The 20,250-nt window shown below is 72.2% G+C and carries 19 protein-coding genes and 2 pseudogenes; 17 read left to right on the top strand and 4 right to left on the bottom strand.

Features of this window, described 5'->3' with window-relative positions:
- The first annotated feature begins 44 nt into the window (after nt 1-44).
- Both sigK and ACSMX9_RS27335 read left to right on the top strand, forming a co-directional pair.
- On the top strand, nt 45-632 hold the full coding sequence (sigK, locus tag ACSMX9_RS27330) for an ECF RNA polymerase sigma factor SigK (RefSeq protein WP_445397911.1): 588 nt from the start codon (nt 45-47) through the stop codon (nt 630-632).
- Entirely contained in the window at nt 629-1,372 is a 744-nt protein-coding gene (locus ACSMX9_RS27335) for an anti-sigma factor (protein WP_445397913.1), read from the top strand. Before sigK ends, ACSMX9_RS27335 begins: the two co-directional genes overlap by 4 nt.
- A gap of 43 nt (nt 1,373-1,415) precedes the next feature.
- Here ACSMX9_RS27335 and ACSMX9_RS27340 read toward each other — a convergent pair.
- Nucleotides 1,416-1,604: pseudogene (locus ACSMX9_RS27340) on the bottom strand (4-carboxy-4-hydroxy-2-oxoadipate aldolase/oxaloacetate decarboxylase); the annotation flags it as partial.
- Nucleotides 1,605-1,621: 17 nt separating this feature from the next.
- On the bottom strand, nt 1,622-2,647 hold the full coding sequence (locus tag ACSMX9_RS27345; protein WP_445397915.1) for an amidohydrolase family protein: 1,026 nt from the start codon (nt 2,645-2,647) through the stop codon (nt 1,622-1,624).
- A 529-nt stretch (nt 2,648-3,176) separates the two neighbouring features.
- Here ACSMX9_RS27345 and ACSMX9_RS27350 point away from each other — a divergent pair.
- From ACSMX9_RS27350 to dmpG, 15 genes are all read left to right on the top strand, one after another.
- The gene (locus tag ACSMX9_RS27350) at nt 3,177-5,270 is read left to right on the top strand and encodes a hydantoinase/oxoprolinase family protein (protein WP_445397917.1); all 2,094 of its coding nucleotides are present in this window, start codon (nt 3,177-3,179) and stop codon (nt 5,268-5,270) included.
- Complete coding sequence (locus ACSMX9_RS27355; RefSeq protein WP_445397919.1) at nt 5,267-7,480, top strand: hydantoinase B/oxoprolinase family protein; 2,214 nt, start codon at nt 5,267-5,269, stop codon at nt 7,478-7,480. Before ACSMX9_RS27350 ends, ACSMX9_RS27355 begins: the two co-directional genes overlap by 4 nt.
- On the top strand, nt 7,480-8,304 hold the full coding sequence (locus ACSMX9_RS27360) for a hypothetical protein (RefSeq protein ID WP_445397921.1): 825 nt from the start codon (nt 7,480-7,482) through the stop codon (nt 8,302-8,304). The genes ACSMX9_RS27355 and ACSMX9_RS27360 overlap by 1 nt, the downstream gene beginning before the upstream one ends.
- Nucleotides 8,301-8,555, top strand: a complete 255-nt coding sequence (locus ACSMX9_RS27365) for a hypothetical protein (RefSeq protein ID WP_351242116.1) — start codon at nt 8,301-8,303, stop codon at nt 8,553-8,555. Before ACSMX9_RS27360 ends, ACSMX9_RS27365 begins: the two co-directional genes overlap by 4 nt.
- 10 nt (nt 8,556-8,565) lie before the next feature.
- A complete protein-coding gene (locus ACSMX9_RS27370) occupies nt 8,566-10,071 on the top strand; it encodes a sugar ABC transporter ATP-binding protein (RefSeq protein ID WP_445397923.1) in 1,506 nt (501 codons plus the stop codon).
- Nucleotides 10,068-11,042: an ABC transporter permease gene (locus tag ACSMX9_RS27375; RefSeq protein WP_445397925.1), complete on the top strand. Its 975-nt coding sequence runs from the start codon at nt 10,068-10,070 to the stop codon at nt 11,040-11,042. Before ACSMX9_RS27370 ends, ACSMX9_RS27375 begins: the two co-directional genes overlap by 4 nt.
- 35 nt (nt 11,043-11,077) lie before the next feature.
- Nucleotides 11,078-12,049, top strand: coding sequence for a sugar ABC transporter substrate-binding protein (locus ACSMX9_RS27380; protein WP_445397927.1), 972 nt, complete (start codon nt 11,078-11,080; stop codon nt 12,047-12,049).
- A gap of 13 nt (nt 12,050-12,062) precedes the next feature.
- On the top strand, nt 12,063-12,857 hold the full coding sequence (locus ACSMX9_RS27385) for an IclR family transcriptional regulator (protein WP_445397929.1): 795 nt from the start codon (nt 12,063-12,065) through the stop codon (nt 12,855-12,857).
- Nucleotides 12,858-12,876: 19 nt separating this feature from the next.
- Complete coding sequence (locus ACSMX9_RS27390) at nt 12,877-13,623, top strand: dienelactone hydrolase family protein (protein WP_445397931.1); 747 nt, start codon at nt 12,877-12,879, stop codon at nt 13,621-13,623.
- Nucleotides 13,620-14,486 carry an alpha/beta fold hydrolase gene (locus ACSMX9_RS27395; protein ID WP_445397933.1) on the top strand — a complete coding sequence of 289 codons (867 nt, stop codon included), beginning with the start codon at nt 13,620-13,622 and terminating at the stop codon, nt 14,484-14,486. Before ACSMX9_RS27390 ends, ACSMX9_RS27395 begins: the two co-directional genes overlap by 4 nt.
- On the top strand, nt 14,470-15,345 hold the full coding sequence (locus tag ACSMX9_RS27400) for an alpha/beta fold hydrolase (RefSeq protein WP_445397935.1): 876 nt from the start codon (nt 14,470-14,472) through the stop codon (nt 15,343-15,345). The genes ACSMX9_RS27395 and ACSMX9_RS27400 overlap by 17 nt, the downstream gene beginning before the upstream one ends.
- Nucleotides 15,342-16,040 (top strand): class II aldolase/adducin family protein, encoded by a 699-nt coding sequence (locus ACSMX9_RS27405; RefSeq protein ID WP_445397937.1) that lies wholly within the window; start codon nt 15,342-15,344, stop codon nt 16,038-16,040. The genes ACSMX9_RS27400 and ACSMX9_RS27405 overlap by 4 nt, the downstream gene beginning before the upstream one ends.
- 97 nt (nt 16,041-16,137) lie before the next feature.
- The gene (locus ACSMX9_RS27410; RefSeq protein WP_445397939.1) at nt 16,138-16,935 is read left to right on the top strand and encodes a 2-keto-4-pentenoate hydratase; all 798 of its coding nucleotides are present in this window, start codon (nt 16,138-16,140) and stop codon (nt 16,933-16,935) included.
- Complete coding sequence (locus ACSMX9_RS27415) at nt 16,929-17,819, top strand: acetaldehyde dehydrogenase (acetylating) (protein WP_445397941.1); 891 nt, start codon at nt 16,929-16,931, stop codon at nt 17,817-17,819. The genes ACSMX9_RS27410 and ACSMX9_RS27415 overlap by 7 nt, the downstream gene beginning before the upstream one ends.
- A complete protein-coding gene (gene dmpG / locus ACSMX9_RS27420) occupies nt 17,816-18,862 on the top strand; it encodes a 4-hydroxy-2-oxovalerate aldolase (RefSeq protein ID WP_445397943.1) in 1,047 nt (348 codons plus the stop codon). Before ACSMX9_RS27415 ends, dmpG begins: the two co-directional genes overlap by 4 nt.
- A 372-nt stretch (nt 18,863-19,234) precedes the next feature.
- On the opposite strand, the pseudogene ACSMX9_RS27425 reads toward dmpG, so the two are convergent.
- Nucleotides 19,235-19,376, bottom strand: a pseudogene (locus ACSMX9_RS27425) (IS5/IS1182 family transposase); the annotation flags it as partial.
- Nucleotides 19,369-20,250, bottom strand: coding sequence for an alpha/beta fold hydrolase (locus ACSMX9_RS27430; RefSeq protein ID WP_445397945.1), 882 nt, complete (start codon nt 20,248-20,250; stop codon nt 19,369-19,371). The gene ACSMX9_RS27430 and the pseudogene ACSMX9_RS27425, both read right to left, overlap by 8 nt.

Below are 20,250 nucleotides of genomic sequence, written 5' to 3' on the forward strand. Positions count from 1 at the left end.
ACCGGCTTCCGCCTCACCCGGCCGCCGCAGCCGGAGCCCGCCCGGTGAGCCGGCCGCTCCCCACCACCCCCGCCGGACACACTGCCGCACCCGACCTCGCCACCCTCATGGAGCAGACCGCGCGGGGCGACAAGGAAGCCTTCTCCGCCCTCTACGACGCTCTCTCCCCCCTGGTCTTCGGGATCGTGGTCAAGGTGGTACGCGACCGCGCCCAGTCGGAGGAAGTCGCCCAGGAAGTCATGATCGACCTGTGGCGGCGGGCCGCCCACTACCAGCCGGGTGCCGGCAGCGTCACCACCTGGACGGCGACCATCGCCCACCGCCGCGCGGTGGACCGGGTCCGCTCCGCCCAGGCCGCCGCCGACCGCGAACAGGCCCGGGCCGCCCGTGAACACACCACCGCGTTCGACGAAGTCGCCGAACAGGTCGAGACCCGCCTCGACAGCGAACAGGTACGCCGCTGCCTCCGCGGCCTGACCGAACTCCAGAACCAGGCCGTCACCCTCGCCTACTACCGGGGGCTGACCTACCGAGAAGTGGCCGAGACACTCCGCACACCGCTTCCCACGATCAAGACACGCATGCGCGACGGCCTCATCCGGCTCCGCGACTGCATGGGGGTGACCACATGAAACAGCCCACGTCCGACATCCACACCCTCGCGGCCGCCCACGCCCTCAACGCCCTCGACGGCACCGACCGTGAGGAGTTCACCCACCACCTGCGCCAGTGCGAGGCGTGCCGGCAGGACGTCGCCGAGTTCGAGGCCACAGCCGCCCGCCTCGCCACCGCGGTCGCCCAGCAGCCTCCGCCGGACATGAAACAGCAGACCATGACCGCCATCGACGGCATCCGCCAGCAACCCCCGCACACCGCCGCACCGAGAACGGGATTCCGCAAGCGTCGCCGCATCGCCGTCCCCCTCGCCCTGGCCGCAAGTGTCGCCGCAGCGGCGTCCTTCGCCGGACTCGCCGCCTGGCAGCACCACACCAGCCAGGAACACCGGCAACACGCCGCCCGGACCCAACAGCAGCTCGACGACATCAGCAGCGTCCTCGCCGCGCCCGACACCCGCACCGTCCACGGCAAGAGCAGCAACGGAGCCCTCACCACGGTGGCGGTCTCCACCAGCCGGAACAAGGCCGTCTTCACCGCCACCGGCCTGCCCCAACCCGCCGCCGGCACGACCTACCAACTCTGGCTCGCCCACCAGGGCACCATGCGCCCCGCCGGATTCATCCACCACAACGGCACCGTCCTTCTCCACGGCGACCCCGCCCGTGCCTCCGCTCTCGGACTCACCGTCGAACCCTCCCGCGGCTCGCCCCGGCCCACCACTTCCCCCCTTCTCCTCATGGCCCTCCCCACCTGACACCCCAACAGTCAACTCCGGCCCCACCCGAACCGCCCGTCGGCAGCACGGTCACCGCGGTCCCGCACAGGCGTGCCCCCGGGTGGACGGGGCGCAGGTAGGGGCGCATCAGCCCGGTCCGGCCCATCGCCTCGTGGATCGTCGCGACGCCGAACGTCGACAGCGCGGCGACGGCCTCGGGATCGGCACGGCGGATCGAGGTGCGGACGACACCGATCTCGGTGTGCTCCATGCGTTCTCCCCCTGGGTTCAGTGGCCGGTCGGGGCGAGCCGGGCGGCGAGCCGAGGGAACACGCGCAGCGCGTTGCCGCCGTAGACGGCGGCGCGTTCCGCGTCGGTGAGGTTCGAGGTGGCCTCGACGTACCGCCTGGTGTCGTCGAAGTGGTGACCGGTGCGCGGGTCGACGCCGCGGACCGCGCCGATCATCTCGCTGGCGAACAGGACGGACCGGCTGGGGATCACGCTGGTGAGCAGGTCGATCCCGGGCTGGTGATACACGCAGGTGTCGAAGGAGACGTTGTCGAGCAGCGTCTCGGGGTCCGGCCGGCCCAGGGCCATCGCCAGGCCGCGGAACCGGCCCCAGTGGTAGGGCACCGCGCCGCCGCCGTGCGGGATCACCAGCCGAAGGGTGGGGAAGTCGTCGAACAACCGGCCCTGGACCAGCTGCATGAACGCCGTGGTGTCGGCGTTGAGGTAATGGGCCCCGGTGGTGTGGAAGGCCGGGTTGCACGACGTACTGACGTGGACCATGGCGGGCACGTCGTACTCGACCATCGCCTCGTAGAGCGGGTACCAGCTGCGGTCGGTCAGCGCCGGCGCGGTCCAGTGGCCGCCCGACGGATCGGGGTTGAGGTTGATCGCCACCGCGCCCAGCTCCTCCACCGCACGACGCAACTCGGGCAGACAGCTCGCGGGGTCGACACCCGGCGACTGCGGCAGCATCGCCCCCACCGCGAACCGGTCCGGGTAGAGCGTGCCGACCCGATGCACCAGGTCGTTGCAGAGTCGCGCCCACACCGAGGAGACCTCGAAGTCGCCGAGGTGGTGGGCCATGAAGCTGGCCCGCGGGGAGAAGACCGTCAGGTCGACGCCGCGTTCGTCCATGAGCCGCAGCTGGTTGCCCTCGACCGCCCGGCGCAGGTCGTCGTCGGTGATGACCGGACCGTCGGGGTCGGGCGCGCCCTTCGGGGTACCGGCCGCAGCCACCTGCCTTTCCCGCCACCGGGCCAGCTGCGGCGGGGCGGTGGTGAAGTGTCCGTGACAGTCGATGACCACGGGCCCGTCCGTCCTCGGTGTTTCCGTCAGGCGGAAGTCGACGCGAAGATCAGACCGTTGCGCGGGCGCGCCGTCCCGGTTCGTCGGGGGTCCCGCCGACGGGCTTCAGGAGCGGTCCGCGCGGCCCGCCTGCACGGCTGGCGCTCCCCGCCGTGACGGCGAGCCCCGGTGCCGCGCCGACCGGCCCGGTCCGGCGGCCACCGGTGGACGCGGGGCGGATCGACGGGGCCGCTGTCGGCCTGCGGATGCTCGCCGCTCGCGGTCTTCGAGTCCTCGCGCCGTTGCACAGTGGCCGGAAAGTGCGTGTTCTGCCTCACACCCCGAATGTTGATCAAGGTTCTACCTGCGGCGTTCCGCGATGCGGACCGAACCGTTGATCCGATGCGGCCATCACCTCACAGTGATCCCGGGACGCAGCGTAAATGTCGGACTCGGCTGCTTGCCCGACCTTCGGTGGTTCTCGCGTCATATCTCCCTTTCTTGTGAGGACAGCGTGCAAAGAAACAAGGGTGCCGCGACAGGATTGTTCGTGGGCACGGACGTCGGTGGGACCTTCACCGACCTCGTGGTCCTACAGGACGGCCGCGCGCCACGGCTCTACAAGTCACCGACCACTCCAGACGACCGTTCGGAAGGGGTCATCGCCGCCCTGCGGCTGGCGGCCGAGTCCTACGGCAGGGACCTGCCGTCCTTCTGCGCGGACATCGTCTACTTCGCCCACGGCACCACGGCCGCGACGAACGCCCTGATCGAGCGCAAGGGCGCCCCGACGGCCCTGCTCACCACCCGCGGGTTCACCGACACGATGCTGATCCAGCGTTCGATGACCTCCTGGGTGGGCATGGGGGCCGCGACCGGTCACTACAGCCGCCGCCGCAACCCCGGACAGATCGTCCCCCGGTCCCGGCTCGCTGCCGTGACGGAGCGCATCGACTCCTCGGGCGTGCAGGTCGTCGCGCTCGACGAGCAGGAGGTCCGGGCGACGCTGCGCCGACTGCGCGAGGACGGCGTCGAGGCGCTCGCGGTGTCGCTCCTGTGGTCCTTCGTCAACGGGGAGCACGAAGCGGCGGTGGCCCGGATCGTGCAGGAGGAGTGGCCCGAGGCGTACCTGACGCTCTCGCACGAGGTCGCCCCCGTCATCGGGGAGTACGAACGCTCGGCGACCACCGTCGTCAACAGCTACCTCGGTCCGGTGATCCGCGACTACGTCGCCAATCTGGAGGACCGGCTGCGGGGTTCCGGGTTCACCGGAGACTTCTCGATCATGGACTCCGGCGGTGGCGTCATGCGCGCCGAGGACGCCGCACGGCGCTCCGCGTCGATGCTGACCTCCGGCCCGGCCGGCGGGGTGCTGGCGTCGACCGCCCTCGCGCGTCGACTGGGCCACCCCCATGTGATCACCTCCGACATGGGCGGGACCAGCTTCGACGTCGGCCTGATCATCGACGGGGAGCCGGTCGTCGAACGCGTCAGCGAGGTCGGCGACCTCCATCTGGCCCTGCCCCGCATCAAGGTGACAGCGATCGGCGCGGGCGGCGGCTCCATCGCGGGAGTCGACGAGTCCGGGGTCCTCGTCGTCGGACCCGAGAGCGCCGGATCGGTGCCGGGCCCCGCCTGCTACGCCCGGGGCGGCGACCGTCCCACCGTCACCGACGCCGATGTGGTCCTCGGCGTCATCGACCCCTCCCGCTTCCTCGGCGGCCGGATGCCGCTGGACCGGTCACTGGCGGAGAAGGCCATCCGCGAGCACGTCGCCGACCCGCTCGGCCTCACCGTGGAGGAGGCCGCGGCCGGCATCAAGCGCGTCGCCGACAACCAGATGGCCGACCTGCTGCGCAAGGTCACCGTCGAACAGGGACACGACCCGCGTGACTTCGTCGTCTACGCGTACGGCGGCGCCGGGCCGACCCACGCCTACGCGTACACCGAGGCGGCCGGCATCGCGACGCTCGTCGTGCCGCCCACCTCCACCGTCCACTCCGCCTACGGCACGGTCACCTCCGACCGCTACCGCGCCGTGCAGACCACCGAGGTCCACCGCACCCCGCCCGGGGCGAGCGACCCCGCGGCCCACCTGGACGCGGAACGCATCGGCCGGACCCTCGACGAGTTGGCCGCCCGCTGCCGCGAGGACCTCGACGGGGACCCGCGCACCCGGCTCAGCCGCATCGCCTACCTGAAGTTCCGTCGGCAGTCCCACGAACTGCCCGTCGCGGTGCCCGTGGGCGAGGTCACCACGGAGGTCCTGCGGGACCTGATCGACGAGTTCCGGACCGTCTACGAACGCATCTACGGCGCCGGAACCGCCCTGCTGGGCGCCGGTGTCGAGCTCCACACCCTGCGCGTCGAAGGCCGGGTCAGCGTCACCGAGGTCACCGAGGGCGACTACCCCGGCACCCGGGACGTCGAGGCGGCCAGGATCTGCGAGCGCGACGTCCACTTCCCCGGCGCCGGACGCGTTCCCACCGGTGTCTACCGCGGCGAGGACCTGGGAGCGGGAGCGGCCCTGCGGGGCCCGGCGATCCTGGAGTTCGCCGGCACCACCGTGGTGATCGGCCCCTCGCAGTCGCTCACCGTCGACCGCCACAGCAACCTCGTCATCGACTGCAAGGGGGACGCGTGACCGCCATCGACACGCCCACCACGCCCATCGACCCCGTCACCTTCGAGGTCATCCGCCATCGACTGTTGGCCATCACCGACGAGCAGGGCGCGACGCTCGCCGCCATCTCCGGCTCCACGCACGTCGTCGAGGCCAGCGACTACAACGTCGGCCTCTACCTCCCCGACGGCTCCGTGGCGGCGATGGGCCGCACCATCCTCTCCCACTCCTCGTCCATGGCCGCCATCACCCGCTCCGTCATCGACGACTGCACCGAGGACCCCGGCATCAACCCCGGCGACATGTTCATCGTCAACGACCCCTGGAAGGGCACGGTCCACGCCCAGGACGTCGGACTCATCGCGCCGATCTTCCACGAGGGCGAACTCCTGGCCTGGACCGGCGCCATGTGCCACATGGTCGACGTCGGCGGCATGACCCCCGGCAGCTTCTGCGTCGACGCGACCGACTCGTACCAGGAGGGCCTCCAGATGCCGCCGACCAAACTGGTCGACGGCGGACGGGTGCGCACCGACGTGTGGAACCTGATCCTCGCCCACACCCGCATGGCGCCCACCGTCAACCTCGACCTACGGGCCCTGATCGGCGCCAACAACACGGCCGTCCGCGCCATGACCGCGCTCGCCGAGAAGTACGGCGCCGACACCGTCCGCACGGTGATGGGCAACCTCATCACCCTCTCCGAGCGGCGGCTGCGCAACCGGCTGGCCAAACTACCGGACGCCCGGGTGCACTCCCGCGCGTTCCTGGACAACGACGGCGGCCTGGCCCAGTCCACCGAGGACGCCGTCTACGAAGTCGACCTGGTGCTCACCAAACGGGGCGAGACCCTGGAGTTCGACTTCTCCGCCTCGTCGCCCCAGGCCAAGGGCTACGTCAACTGCGCCCGCTCCGGCATGATGGCCGGCATCGCCGCGGCCCTGCTGCCGACCCTGGCGTTCGACGCACCGTGGAACGAGGGACTGTTCAGGCCCGTCGACGTCATCTGCCCCGAGGGACTCATCTGCAACGCCTCCCGCCCGGCCGCCGTCAGCGGCGGCGCGCTGGAGGCCGGCTGGCTGGTCGAGATGACCGCCGTCGAATGCCTGTCCAAGCTCGCCGCCTGTTCCGACGAACTGCTCTCCGAGGCCCAGGCCGTCCCGGCCGGCGGACCCGACAAGTTCGTGCTCACCGGAACGGGCGAGAACGGAGCCCGCCAGACGTACGTGATCATGGACTGTCTGGCCACCGGCGGCGGCGCCTACGCCCACCGCGACGGCGCCTGGACCCAGGGCCAGCACAACATCGAACGGCAGCGCATCTCCAACATCGAAGCGGTGGAGATGGACTCCCCGCTGCTGTACGTGTGGCGCGGCCTGGTCGCCGACTCCGGCGGAGCCGGTCGCCGCCGCGGCGGCATGAGCATGGGAGCCGTCTACACCGTCCGCGGCGGCAGGGACGTCACCGCGTTGAACTCGGCACACGGCTGGACGGTGCCCAACTCGACCGGGATCTTCGGCGGATACCCCGGTGCACAGAACACCCGGACCGTCCTGCACGACAGCGATCTGGCCGACCGGTTCGCCACGGGCCGCATCCCCGAGGTCGAGGAACTGTCGGGCACCCGGCCCGACATGCGCGGCCGGCAGGGCCTCTACCACCTGGACGACCACGACGTCCTCGCCACCGTCCCACAGGCGGGCGGTGGCTGGGGCGACCCGCTGGAGCGCCCCGCCGAGGAGATACAGGCCGACCTCGACTTCGGGGCGGTCACCCCCGGTGCCGCGCAGCGGATCTACCGGGCGGTGCTCGGCGAGGACGGCCGGGTGGACCCGGAGGCGACCGCCCGGCAGCGCGAGCAGATCCGCGCGGAGCGCACGTCCTGGCCGGTCGCGCGCCCCCAGCCCCGGGTCCCGGACGGGCCCGCCACCCGGGTCCACCCCCTCGGCGACGTCCTGAGCGTCGTGGAGATCGCCGGCAGCCGCTTCACCGCCTGCGCCTGCTCCCGGGTGCTCGCCCCGGCCGACGAACCCTGGCGACCGTACGCGGCGTTCCGGGCCACCGGCGACATCCACGCGTTGAGCCATGCCACCCGGCTGGACGAGGACCTGGAGCTGCGGCAGTACGCCTGCCCCGGCTGCGGGCTGCTGCACTCCACCGACGTCGTGCGGCGGGGCGCCCCGCACCCCGACGACGTCCGGCTGACCGCGGGCGCGGGAGGCGAGCGCTGATGGGACGCGTCGTCCTGGCCGCCGCCACCTCACACGTCGGCGCGATCGTGAAGAACCCGGACGCCGACCCCGAACGCTCGTCGGTGCTGCACGCCGCGTGGCAGCGGCTCGACCGCGAGATCGCCGAGGCGGAACTCGACGCGGTCGTCGTCGTCGCCACCGACCACTACGAGACGTTCGGCCTGGAGAACTACCCGGCGTTCTGCATCGGGCTCGCCGAAGAACACCGGGGCTGGGCCGAGTTCGGCAACCCCGGCGGAACGGTGCCCGGTAGGCCCGTGGTTGCCGAGTACCTCCTCAAGGGGCTCACCGAGCGGGGCTTCGAGGTGTCCCGCTCCCACACCATGGACCTGGACCACAGCTTCATGGTGCCGCTGACCAAGCTCCCCTCGGCCGCAGCCGCCGGTGTCGTCCCGCTCTTCGTCAACTGCAACACGGAGCCGCTGCCGGCACTGGCACGCTGCCTGGAGTTGGGAAGGGCGATCGCCGCGGCGGCCGGTGACCTGCCCAAGGACGCCCGGATCGGTGTCCTCGGTACCGGCGGCCTCTCCCACTGGGTGGGCCTGCCCCGGTTCGGCGAGATCAACGAGGACTTCGACCACGACTTCCTCGCCCTCCTCACCGAGGGGCGGGCGGACGGAGCGGCCTCCTGGAGCGACGAGCGGATCCAGGACGAGGCGGGCAACGGAGCACTGGAGGTCCGGACCTGGCTGATCGCCGCGGCCGCCGCCGGCGGCGCTGCCCGGGTCCTCGCCTACGAGCCCATGCCCTCCTGGACCGTCGGCATCGGCATCTGCGCCTTCGATGTCGAGGAGGCGCCGTGAGCATCGTCGGCCTCAACCGGCTCGCCCGCGAACTGGAGCACACACCCGGCCTGTTGGACCGGTTCCGCGAAGCCCCGCAGTCGGTGCTCCGCGCGTACCACCTGAGCGAGGACGAGAAGCGGGCGGTGTGCCACACCGATGCCACCTGGCTGCTCGCCCACGGAATGAACCCGGTGGCCCTGCGCAACCTCATGGTCGTCCTGGGCATCGCCCACCACGCGATGTACCCGGCACGACGGACGGGGGCCTGAAGTGACGACCGTGCCCAAAGGAACGGCCACCGCCGGGTCCGCGCTCGAACTCCGCAAGGTCAGCAAGTCCTTCGGCGGGGCGCACGCCCTGCGGGAAGTGGACTTCACCCTTCGCCCCGGCGAGGTGCACGCCCTCGCCGGCATGAACGGCGCCGGCAAGTCGACGCTGGTCGAGGTCGTCTGCGGGGCGCTGTCCCCGGACAGCGGTGAGATCCTGGTGGGCGGCGAGAGCAGCCCGTCGCTCACCCCCCGCAGGGCGCGAGCCCTCGGCGTGAGCATCGTGCACCAGCGGCGCACCCTGGTGCACCAGCTGACGGTGGCGGAGAACCTGCTGCTCGGCAGGCTCCCCCGGGCCAAGGGCCGGGTGGACTGGGCCGAGGTACGGGCGGAGGCGGCCAGAGCCCTGGACGACCTGGGCGTCGAGGTGCCCGTGCGGGCCGCCGTCGGTGACCTCACCCCCGCCCAGCAGACGCTCGTCGAGATCGCACGGGAAGTGCACGTCGGCGGGAACGTCCTCATCCTGGACGAACCGACCGCCGCCCTCGGCGGCGCGGACGCCGCCCGCATCCACGACCTGGTCCGTCGACTGAGGTCCCGGGGCACGGCCGTCGTCTACATCTCCCACCACCTGGACGAGGTCCTGGCACTGGCCGACCGGATCACGGTGATGCGGGACGGCCGGACCGCGCTGACCGAGGCGGTCGAGAACGTGGACCTCCCCGCCCTGGTCCGGGCCATGGTGGGCGACCGCCTGGTCGCCGAACCGGCCGCCCGGAAGAGGGACTTCGGCGCACCCGCCCTCGAACTGGACGGACTCGGCGGAGCCCGGCTGCGGGACTTCGACCTCACCATCCGCGCCGGCGAGATCGTGGCCGTGCTCGGCCCGGCCGGGGACGCCCAACGCGAACTCTTCCCGCTGCTCAGCGGGGTGCGGCAGCCCTCGTCCGGAACCGTCGACGTGGGCGGGACCCGGATACGGGCCGGTAGCGTCCGGGCATCGCTGTCGGCGGGGCTGCGCTGCGTCACCGGGGACCGGCTGCTGCACGGACTGGTCCCCGGCCTCAGCGTCGACGAGAACCTGGCGCTGGCCGACCGGGGCATGAACCGGCCCTGGCTGGTGCGCTGGGCGGCACTGCACCGCAAGGCCACCGACACCCGCCGACGCTACGGGGTCGTCACCCTGTCGGCCGACCCCGCCGTCGACTCCCTGTCCGGCGGCAACCAGCAGAAGGTGCTGCTGGCGAAGTGGCTCGACACCGAGCCGACCGTGTGCCTGCTGGAGGAACCCACCAGCGGCGTGGACGTGGCGGCCAAGGCCGACATCCACCAGTTGGTCGACGCACTCGCCGACCGCGGCGCCGCCGTACTCCTGACCTCGGCGGACGTCGACGAGGTCAGCCGACTGGCCGACCGCGTGGTCGTCGTCCGCGGCGGACGCGCCGTGGCCCGACTGAACCGGGACGAGTGGTCCCGCGACGATCTCGTCTCGCTCACCGTAGGAGGACACGTCTCATGAGCGCCGCATCCGCCTTCCGCGACCGGACCGGACTGAGCCTGCCGCCCGGTGTCGCCCGACACGTCGGACTCCTCAGCGTCCTGCTGTTGATCGGGCTGTTCACCTCCCTCAACAGCGAGGTCTTCCTGACCACGCCCAACCTGGTCAACGTCTCGCAGCAGGTCGCGGTCGTCGCCGTGCTGGCGGCCGGGCTGACCCTGCTGATGACCGCGGGCGGCATCGACTTCTCCCTCGGGGCGATCGCAGCCGTCTCCCACGCCGTGGTCGCCAAGCTCATCCAGGGCGGCATGAACGAGTGGGTCGCGGTCCTGGTCGCCCTCGCCCTGGGCACCGCCATCGGCCTGGTCAACGGGGGTGTCGTCACGGTGTTCTCCGTCGCCCCGTTCGTGGCGACCCTGGCCTCCTCGACCATCCTCACCGGGGTCGCCCTGCTGCTGCTCGACGGCATGAGCGTCAGCATCGGCGACCACCTCGACGTCCTCGGCTTCGGTGAGCTCTTCGGGGCGATCCCCTCCCTGGTCGTCCTCGCCGTCCTGGTGTGCCTGGTGGTGGGGCTGCTGATGCGGTGGTCCGCGTTCGGCCGCAACGCCTTCGCCATCGGGGGCAACGAGAGCGCCGCACGGCTCTCCGGCATCCCGGTGGTCCGCAGCAAGCTGCTCCTGTACGCGCTCGGCGGATTCCTCGCCGCGCTCGGCGGCGTCATGCTCGTCGCCCGGCTCGGCGCGGCCAGCCCCGGTACGGGGGGCCTGCCGCTGGAGCTCACCGTGGTCGCCGCCGTCGTCATCGGCGGCACCTCCCTGCACGGCGGCAGCGGAACCCTCGTCGGCACGGTCCTGGGCGTCCTGCTGCTCGGCCTGGTCGCCAACTCGCTCAATCTCCTCCAGATCGACCCCGTCTTCCAGGACATCGCCGTCGGCACCGTCCTGATGATCGCCGCGATCGTGAACCACCAGCGCGGTCGCCGCACCTGAGCCCCCCTTCGTTCCCCCCGGTGAAAGGAAACGTCATGAGCCGCACCACCACCCGACGCCTCACCGCACCACTGGCCCTCACCGCAGCCCTCGGACTGCTGGTCGGAGCCTGCTCCGTGGACAAGGGCCAGAGCAAGGACGCCGCTCCCGTCGACCGGAGCAAGAAGCTCACGATCGGCTTCGTCAACGGGAACAACATCGAGTTCCACACCTGTCTGCTCAGATCGATGCAGGCGCGCGCCAAGGACAAGGTGGAACTGCTCACCGCCAACTCCGCGATGGACCCGGCGAAGGAGCTCTCCAACATCGACGACATGATCGCCAAGCGGGTCGACGTGATCGTCGTGCAGACCGTCAACATGGACGCCCTGGAGGGCGGCATCGCCCGGGCCAACCGGGCGAACATCCCCATCTTCCTCACCTCCGTCGCCGCCGTGGACCAGTCCAAGATCCTCGGTGCCGTGGTCACCGACGTCGCGGGCGTGGGCAAGCAGCTCGGCACATGGCTCGGCGAGGACAGCAAGGGCGAGTCCGTCGAGGTGGGCGTCATCGGCGGTGCCCCCGGTGCGGCGGCCGACCTGATGGACGCCGCCTTCAAGAAGGCGCTGCCGAAGCAGGCGCGCGTCGTCTTCGACCAGCCCGCGTTCTGGCAGCGGGCCAAGGCACAGGACGTGGCCGAGAACATGCTCCAGGCCCGCCCCGGGGTCCAGTACGTCTTCGTCCACAACGAGGACATGGCCATCGGCGTCCTCGCCGCGCTCAAGGCCGCCGAGCGCCACGACGTCAAGGTCATCACCAACGGCGGCAGCCCGGAGGGCACCGAGGGCATCCGCACCGGGGAGATCGCCGCGACCGTCAGCAACACCCCGAGGTCCGTCGGCGAGATGGCGATCGACAACGTGGTGGGGCTCATGCACCAGGAGGAAGGGGTACAAAAGATCTCCACCGTGCCGAACCTGCTGGTCACCAAGGCCAACGTCAGCGAGGCACCCCCCTACTGCGCGTGAGGCGGTATCTCCGATGGCACACCACGACAACGGTCCGCGCCGCCGCGGCGTCCAGTCGGTCGACCGGGCGTTGGACATCCTCAGCGCCCTGAGCGCGGCCTACCCCCGCCTCCAGCTCTCCGAGCTCGCCGAGGTCGCCGGGCTGCCCAAGACCAGCGCCCACCGCATCGCGGTGACCCTGGTGGGGCGCGGGTTCCTGCGCCAGGAGGAGGACGGGGCCTACGTACTGGGCACCCGGCTGCTGGAACTGGGCAGCCTGGTGTCGACCACGACGGCCCTCGCCCACCTCACCCAGGGCGTGGCCGAGGAACTGGCACGTGCCACCGGGGAGACCGTACTGATCGCCGAGGTCGACTGGCGGGACCGATCGCTGATCATCACCGGCCGGCGCGAAGTGGGACACGCCCCCGACGCCCTGTCCTCGATCGGCCAGCGTTCGGTCCTCGCCAACGGCTGCATCAGCGGCGCGATCCTCAGCGCCCTGCCCCCGGACGAGGCCAGGAGGATCGTCCCGCAACTGCGGCTCGCCCGGCGCACCCCCCTCAGCATCACCGACCCCGGAGCGCTCCTCCAGGAGATCGAGGCCAGCCGCTCCCGGGGCTTCGCGATAGAGATCGACCAGTTCATCGAGGGCATCGCGGGAGTGGCGGTCCCCGTCCTCGTCGCGGGCCGTCCCGCGGGAGCCGTCGCCGTCTGCGGCCCCACCGTCCGGATGCCCCGCCGCCGCCTGGAGAGCATCGCCGCCCTGACGCAGGAACTGCGGGGCCGGGCGGCCCGCCCGCCGGCCCCGCCCAGGGCCGGAACCTGACAGCACACAAGGAGAGACCATGGTTGCAATCACCGCGGACTGGGTGACCTTCCCCAGCGGCGGCGTCGAGATCCGCGGCTACCTGGCCCTGCCGACCGGGGGCGCCCACCGCCCGCCGGCAGTGATCATGGCGCACGAGAACCTCGGCGTCATCCCCCACCGGCAGCGCGTCACCGAGCAACTCGCCGCCGAGGGCTACGCCGTCCTGACCGTCGACCTCTTCAGCCGGATCGGAGGCCAACCGCCCCAGGACTACACCACCCAGGAGGAACGGCGGGCCAAGGCGTTCCTGGCCGCCCGCGACGAGCAGGCCGTTCCCGACCTGGAGGCCGGACTCGACCACCTCGCCGCCCGCGGCGACGTCGACACCGACCGCGCCGCCGTCGTCGGCTTCTGCCTCGGGGGAGGGCTCGCCCTCGTCTGGGCCGCGGAGTCGGACCGGCTGTCGTGCGCGGTACCGCTGTACGGCATCCCCGAACTCCCCGCCGCCTACAGCCCGACCGGCGCCGTCCGCTCCCGCATCGACATCGCCGACCGGGTGCGCTGCCCGGTCCAGGCCCACTTCGGCGGCGCCGACTCGGTCATCCCGCTCGACCAGGTCGAACGGCTCGGCGAGGCCCTCGGCCACAGCGACCATCCGACCGAGGTCCATGTGTACGAGGGCGCCGGTCACGCCTACCACGACGACACCCATCCCAACCACGATCCACAGGCCGCCCGGCTCACCTGGGAGCGGACCCTCGACTTCCTGCGGAAGCACCTGTGAGCCTGTGGACCGACCTGCTCGGAGCCCAGGTCGAGCACGTCGACGCGGACGGAACGCCCACCCGTGCGGTGTCCCTGGGCACGGGACCGGCCGTGCTCTTCCTCCACGGCCGCGGCGGGCACCTCGAAACCTTCGCCCGCAACCTGGCCGCTGTCGCCGCACAGGGCCGCCGGGCGATCGCCGTCGACCTGCTCGGCCACGGCCTGACCGGCCGCAGCACCGAGGGGCGGTACACCGTCCGCGAACTCGCCGACCACGTACGGGCCGTGCTGGACGCGTTCGACCTCGCCCAGGCCGATCTGGTCGGCCAGTCGCTCGGCGGCTGGGTCGCCGCGCTCACCGCACTGGAGGCCCCGGGCCGGGTCCGCAGGCTCGCCCTGATCGAGCCCGCCGGGCTCCAGTCGGAGGTCGAACGGCTGTCGGACGACGCGGTGCGGGCGGCCTACCGGCGGGGAGGCCGGGCCTACGAGGAACCGACGGCCGACGCCGTCCGGGCCCGGCTCGGCGGTCTGCTCGCCGATCCGACGACCGTGGACGAGGAACTCGTCGAGCTGCGGACCAGCCTCTACGGGCCGCCCGCGGCCCGCGACGTCCACCGCCGGGTGCGCGCGGCGGACAACACGCCCTGGCTGCTCACCGAGGAGCGGTTGGCGCACCTGAGCGTCCCCACCCTGTTCCTCCGCGGCGAGTCGGGACACACCCCGCCTGACGTCGTCGAGGCCGCCGCCCGTGCGGTGCCCGACGCGGTCGTCGTCACCGTGCCCGGCGCCAAACAGTGGCCCCAGTTCGAACGACCCCGGCAGGTCAACGAACTCCTCAACCGATTCCTGGCAGAAGGAAGTACCGATGTCGTTCTGGACTGATTCACTGGGCGCGGAGGTCCGATTCCGCGAGGCCGCCGGCTGGCGCACCCGCTCCATCGAAGCCGGCGAGGGACACCCCGTCGTCCTGATGGGCGGGCTGACCGGCCACGCGGAGGGCTTCCTGCGCAACGTCGTCCCGCTCGCCGAGCGCGGACTCAGGGTGTACGCCCTCGACGCCGTCGGGCACGGACTGAGCGCCCGGCCCACCGACGTCACCTACCACGCGCCGCTGTTCACCGAACACCTCATCGGCTTCCTCGACGCGATAGGCGCCGAACGCGCCCATCTCGTGGGCCAGTCGTTGGGGGGATGGACGGCCCTGCACACCGCACTGCACCACCCCGGCCGGGTGGGCCGGGTCGTCTCCGTCACCGGGGCGGGCCTGCTGCTGTCGGACCGGGGGAGCAAGGAGGAGAGCGAGCAGGTCCACGCCCGGGTCAAGGCGGTCACGGCGAAGGCGGCGGCGGCGCCGACCCGGGAGAGCGTCCGGGCGCGGCTGGAATGGCTCATGGTCGACCCGGCCGTGGTGACCGACGAACTCGTGGAGTGCCGCTACCGCTACTACACCCTGCCGGGCACCCAGGAGGCACAGGCCAAGCTGGTCGCCGAGCAGCCCGGCGAGGAGAACCGGGCGCACATGCTGGACGAGGCGGCACTGGCACGGATCGAGGCCGAGACGCTGGTGGTCTGGACCGACCACAATCCGACCACGCCCGCAGAGGTGGGGCGCCGGGCGTCCGAGATCCTGCCGAACGCGCGCTTCGACATGATCACCGGCGCCGGCCACTGGCCGATGTTCGAGCAGCCCGGGCAGTTCAACCGGATCGTCGGGGACTTCCTCGCCGGGGACGCGGGATGACGCCCGCCGAGGAGGTCGCCCTCGGCTGCCGGGTCCTGGCCGCGCACGGCAACGCCGACCTGGTGTGGGGGCACCTGTCCCGGCGCGATCCGGGCGGGACGGACCTGTGGCTGAAGGCCGCCGGGTACGGCATGGAGGAGATCACCGCCGACCGGGTCGTCCGCATCGACCACGAGGGGCGGCCGACGGGCGGCGAGGGCCGCGTCCACCTGGAACACCCCATCCACACCGCGATCATGGCGGCCCGCCCCGATGTGGGGGCGGTCGTCCACAGCCACGGCGAGGCGGCGGTCGCGTTCGCCGCCACGGGCCTGCCGTTGCGACCGGTGGGTCACGAGGCAACCCTCTTCTGGCCGCCCGACATCGCGCGCTTCAGCGAGACGGGCGACCTCGTCGACACCCCCGAACGCGGTGCGGCCGTCGCGGCGGCGCTCGGCGACCGCAACGCCCTGCTCCTGCACCGGCACGGGCTGGTGACGGCGGGACCCGACGTCCCCACGGCGGTGCTGACGGCGATCTTCCTGGAGAAGGCGTGCCGCATGCAGCTCACCGTCGCGTCCGCCGCACCCCCCGACCCGGCCGGGCACCACGACGACCCCGCCGAGGCGCTGACCAAGCGCGACCGCTGCTACGGCCCCCGCCAACTCGCCGACGCCTGGGCCTACCTGGTGCGCTCGCTGGACGCGCGCGCCTGACGGTCGCCCCACCCCACGCACCCCGCCAGGACCCGGTCGCCCGGGCCGGCCGGGTGCCCCCGACTCGACGCAAAGGACCGCCATGGAGGGAACCAGCATGGACACGCACACCCGGGAGAAGGCCGCGGCCGAACTCCTGGGCGCCTACGCGACGCGGACCCCCGTCCGTCCGCCGTCAGAAGCCCTCCCCGGACTCGGGCCGGCCGACGCCTACGGCATCCAGCGGCTCCAGGTCGAACGGTGGCTCGCCGAAGGCGCCCGGATCAAGGGGCACAAGGTCGGCCTCACCTCGGCGGCCATGCGCCGCCAACTGAAGGTCGACCAGCCGGACTACGGCCACCTCATGGACACCATGTTCCACACCGACTCGGCCCCCATCGACCCCGCCCGTTTCCTCCAACCGAGGATCGAGCCGGAGTTCGCGTTCGTCCTCAAGCGCCCGCTGGAGGGCCCCGGCGTCACCTCGGCCGAGGCGGCGGCGGCGGTCGACTTCGTCCTGCCGGCGCTGGAGATCATCGACTCCCGGATAGCGGACTGGCGGATCACCCTGGTGGACACCGTCGCCGACAACGCCTCCAGCGGCGGGGTGGTCCTCGGCGCCCGCCCCGTCCGCCTCGACGCCGTCGACCTGGCCTCGACCCCCTGCCTGCTCCACCGCAACGGCGTCCTCGCGGACACCGGCGCCGGAGCTGCCGTACTGGGGAACCCCCTGAACGCCCTGGTGTGGCTGGCCAACACGCTGGCGCCCCTGGGCATCGGGTTGGAGCCCGGACACGTCGTCCTCCCCGGCTCCCTCACCGCCGCGCTGCCCGTCGTCGCGGGCGACGTCGTCACCGCGACCTTCGCCGGACTCGGCACGGTCACCGCCGACTTCTCCGAGGAGCACACGTGCTGACCGCCGCGATCGTCGGTCCCGGACACATCGGGACGGACCTGATGGTCAAGCTGCTGCGCAGCGAACTGATCGACCTCCGTTCCGTGGTCGGCGTGGACCCGGACTCCGCCGGACTGGCGCGGGCCCGGGAACTGGGCGTCACCGCGTCCGCCGGGGGCCTGGACTGGCTGTTGGGCCGGGACGAACTGCCCGATCTCGTGTTCGAGGCGACCTCCGCCGGGGCCCACCTCGCGCACGCACCCCGGTACGCCGAGGCCGGCATCCGGGCCATCGACCTCACCCCGGCGGCCACCGGGCCGTTCGTCTGCCCGCCCGTCAACCTCGACGCCCTCGCCGAGGCCCCCAACCTCAACATGATCACCTGTGGCGGCCAGGCGACCGTCCCGATCGTCAGCGCCGTCTCCGCCGTGGTCCCGGTCGCGTACGCGGAGATCGTGGCGTCCATCGCCTCCCGGTCGGCAGGCCCCGGAACCCGCGCCAACATCGACGAGTTCACCGAGACCACGGCGGCGGCGCTGGAAGAGGTCGCAGGCGCGGCCCGCGGCAAGGCGATCATCGTCCTCAACCCCGTCGAGCCGCCCATGATCATGAGGGACACGGTCTACTGCGCGATCCCGGCCGACGCCGACCGCGACGCCGTCACCGAATCCGTGGTGCGCCAGGTGGAGCGCGTGGGGCGCTACGTCCCCGGCTACACCCTGCGCGCCGACCCGCAGTACGACGAGGCCCGGGCCGACTGGGACGGCCACGCCCGGGTCGCGGTCTTCCTCGAAGTCCGCGGCAACGGCGACCACCTGCCCCCCTGGGCCGGCAACCTCGACATCATGACCGCTGCCGCCACCCAGGTCGGAGAAGAACTCGCACGGAAGGGGTCGACCACATGACCACGGCAGCCACCCCGTCACCGGCCCCCGTACGGATCACGGACTCCACCCTGCGCGACGGCAGCCACGCCGTGCACCACCGCTTCACCGTCCCGCAGGTGCGTGCCGTGGTGCGCGCCCTGGACGACGCGGGCGTCACCGTCTTGGAGGTGTCGCACGGCGACGGACTGGGCGGGTCCTCGTTCAACTACGGCTTCTCCGGCACCGACGAACTCACCCTGGTCGCCGCCGCGGCGGACGAGGCCCGCCGGGCCCGGATCGCCGTGCTCCTCCTGCCGGGCGTCGGAACGGTGCGGGCCCTGGAACGGGCCCACGCCGCGGGCGCCCGGGTCGCCCGGATCGCGACCCACTGCACCGAGGCGGACGTCTCGGTCCAGCACTTCGCGGCGGCCCGGAGGCTCGGCATGGAGACCGTGGGCTTCCTGATGCTCTCGCACCGGATCACCCCCGAGGCCCTGGCCCGGCAGGCCCGCATCATGGCCGACGCGGGATGCCAGTGCGTCTACGTCGTGGACTCGGCGGGAGCGTTGCTCCCGAGCCAGGCCCGCGACCGGGTGGCCGCCCTCGTCGCCGAACTGGGCGCGGACGCCGAAGTGGGCATCCACGCGCACCAGAACCTGTCCCTGGGGTTGGCCAACTCGCTCGCCGCCTACGAGGCCGGCGCCCGGCAGATCGACGGGACCCTGTGCGCCCTGGGGGCGGGCGCGGGCAACGCGCCCACCGAGATCCTCGTTCCCGTACTGGAGCGGATGGGCGTGCCCACCGGCGTCGACACCCAGGCGGTGCTGGCCGCCGCGGACGAGGTGGTCCGTCCGTTCGTCGCCCGACTGCCCTGGACGGATCGGGCCGCGATCACCCAGGGATACGCGGGGGTGTACTCCAGCTTCCTGTTGCACGCCGAACGGGCCGCCGCACGCTACCGGGTACCCGCGCACGCGATCCTGCAACGGGTCGGCGAGGCGGGATACGTCGGCGGCCAGGAAGACATGATCATCGATGTCGCGTTGGACCTGGCGGCCGAGCGGGAACGCGACGGGAGCTGAGAACCGGGCCGGTCGCCGCTGCCGGGGGAGCAGCGGCGACCGGGTGCCTCCCCGGACCGGGCCCGCCCCTGGTTCCGCAACGGTTCCGGTCCGTCATCCGTGCCTCCATCGGCTCCGGGCGAGCAACCCCGACGCCTCCACGGCGGGCGGACCACCGGTGCTCCCGGGAGAGCCTGAGGCACTCACCCGGGACGGAGGGTTCGCGCGGTACGTCCGGCGTTGGGTCACCGGGGACCGACGGGCCGGCCGGCGGTCCCCGGCGCCGTGGGACCGGGGCTTCGGAAGCGTCCGCGCACGCGGGACGGCGCACGGCCGCACGCCCGTCTGCTCGCTGTTGTCGCTGCGCGCTCGCGGCGGGCCGGACGACGATCTCGTCCGAAGCCTCCACAGCACACCGTTGACCACCTGCCGGTGATCACGCCAGGGACGGCACGCCCGGGCACCCGCGGCAACAAGGGATTCGCTCCCACGCCGCTTCCGTCAACTCTCCTCGACCTGCTACAAGATCAATCATCAGACGGACCTGAGTGGCTCCCCCCTGTCTGGCGGTGTCCGCGCCGGGGTCGGTCGGGGGAGCGGTCGGTGAGGAAGCGCACCAGCAGGTCGTTCACTTCCTCGGGGCGCTCCAAGTAGCCGAAGTGCCCGGTTTCCGGGAGTACTTCGCAGTGGGCCTGCGGGATCGCCTCGGCGACTTCGACGCCGAGGTGCGGCGGAGAGAGCCGGTCGTCGGAGAAGGCGAGTACGAGGGTGGGAGCGGTGATCCGGCCCAGTTCGGAGACGCTGTGGGGGAAGTGGGTCAGGGCGGCCTCGAACTGGCGCCGTACTCCTGCGGATGGTGTCGGGGGAGCCATGCTCAGCATGGCGAGCCAGTCCTCGGCGGTGACCTCGTCGCGCAGGCTCGCAGGGGAGAGGTTGGCGAGTGCACCCAGTGCCACCGACACCTCCGGGGGCAGGGCCAGGCCCTGCTGCTGGACCGCGATCTGGGCACGCGCGAAGGTGGTCAGCGCGGCGTCGGCTCGCGCTCTGGTCGCCAACAGGGCGAGCCGGTCGACCAGCTCCGGTCGGGTCGTCGCCAGCCGTTGGGCCATCCGGGCGCCGAGGGAAGTGCCGACCACGTGTGCGGTGCCGCCCGCGACCTGCTCGATGACGGCGGCGAGGTCCTCGGTGAGATCGGCGAGGGTGAAGCCCTCGGGGCACTCCGAGCTGCCGCCCACTCCCCGGTTGTCGAACGTGATCACCCGGAACCCGGCCGCCGTCAACGCCGGTACCTGGTACGGGCGCCACACCCTGCCCGGGGAGCCCGCGCCCATGACCAGGACGACCGGCTCACCACTGCCGGTCTCCTCGTAGGCAAGGGTGATTCCGCCCGCGTCGATGGTTCCGCTCAT

The sequence above is a fragment of the Streptomyces sp. LE64 genome (genome assembly GCF_052606915.1).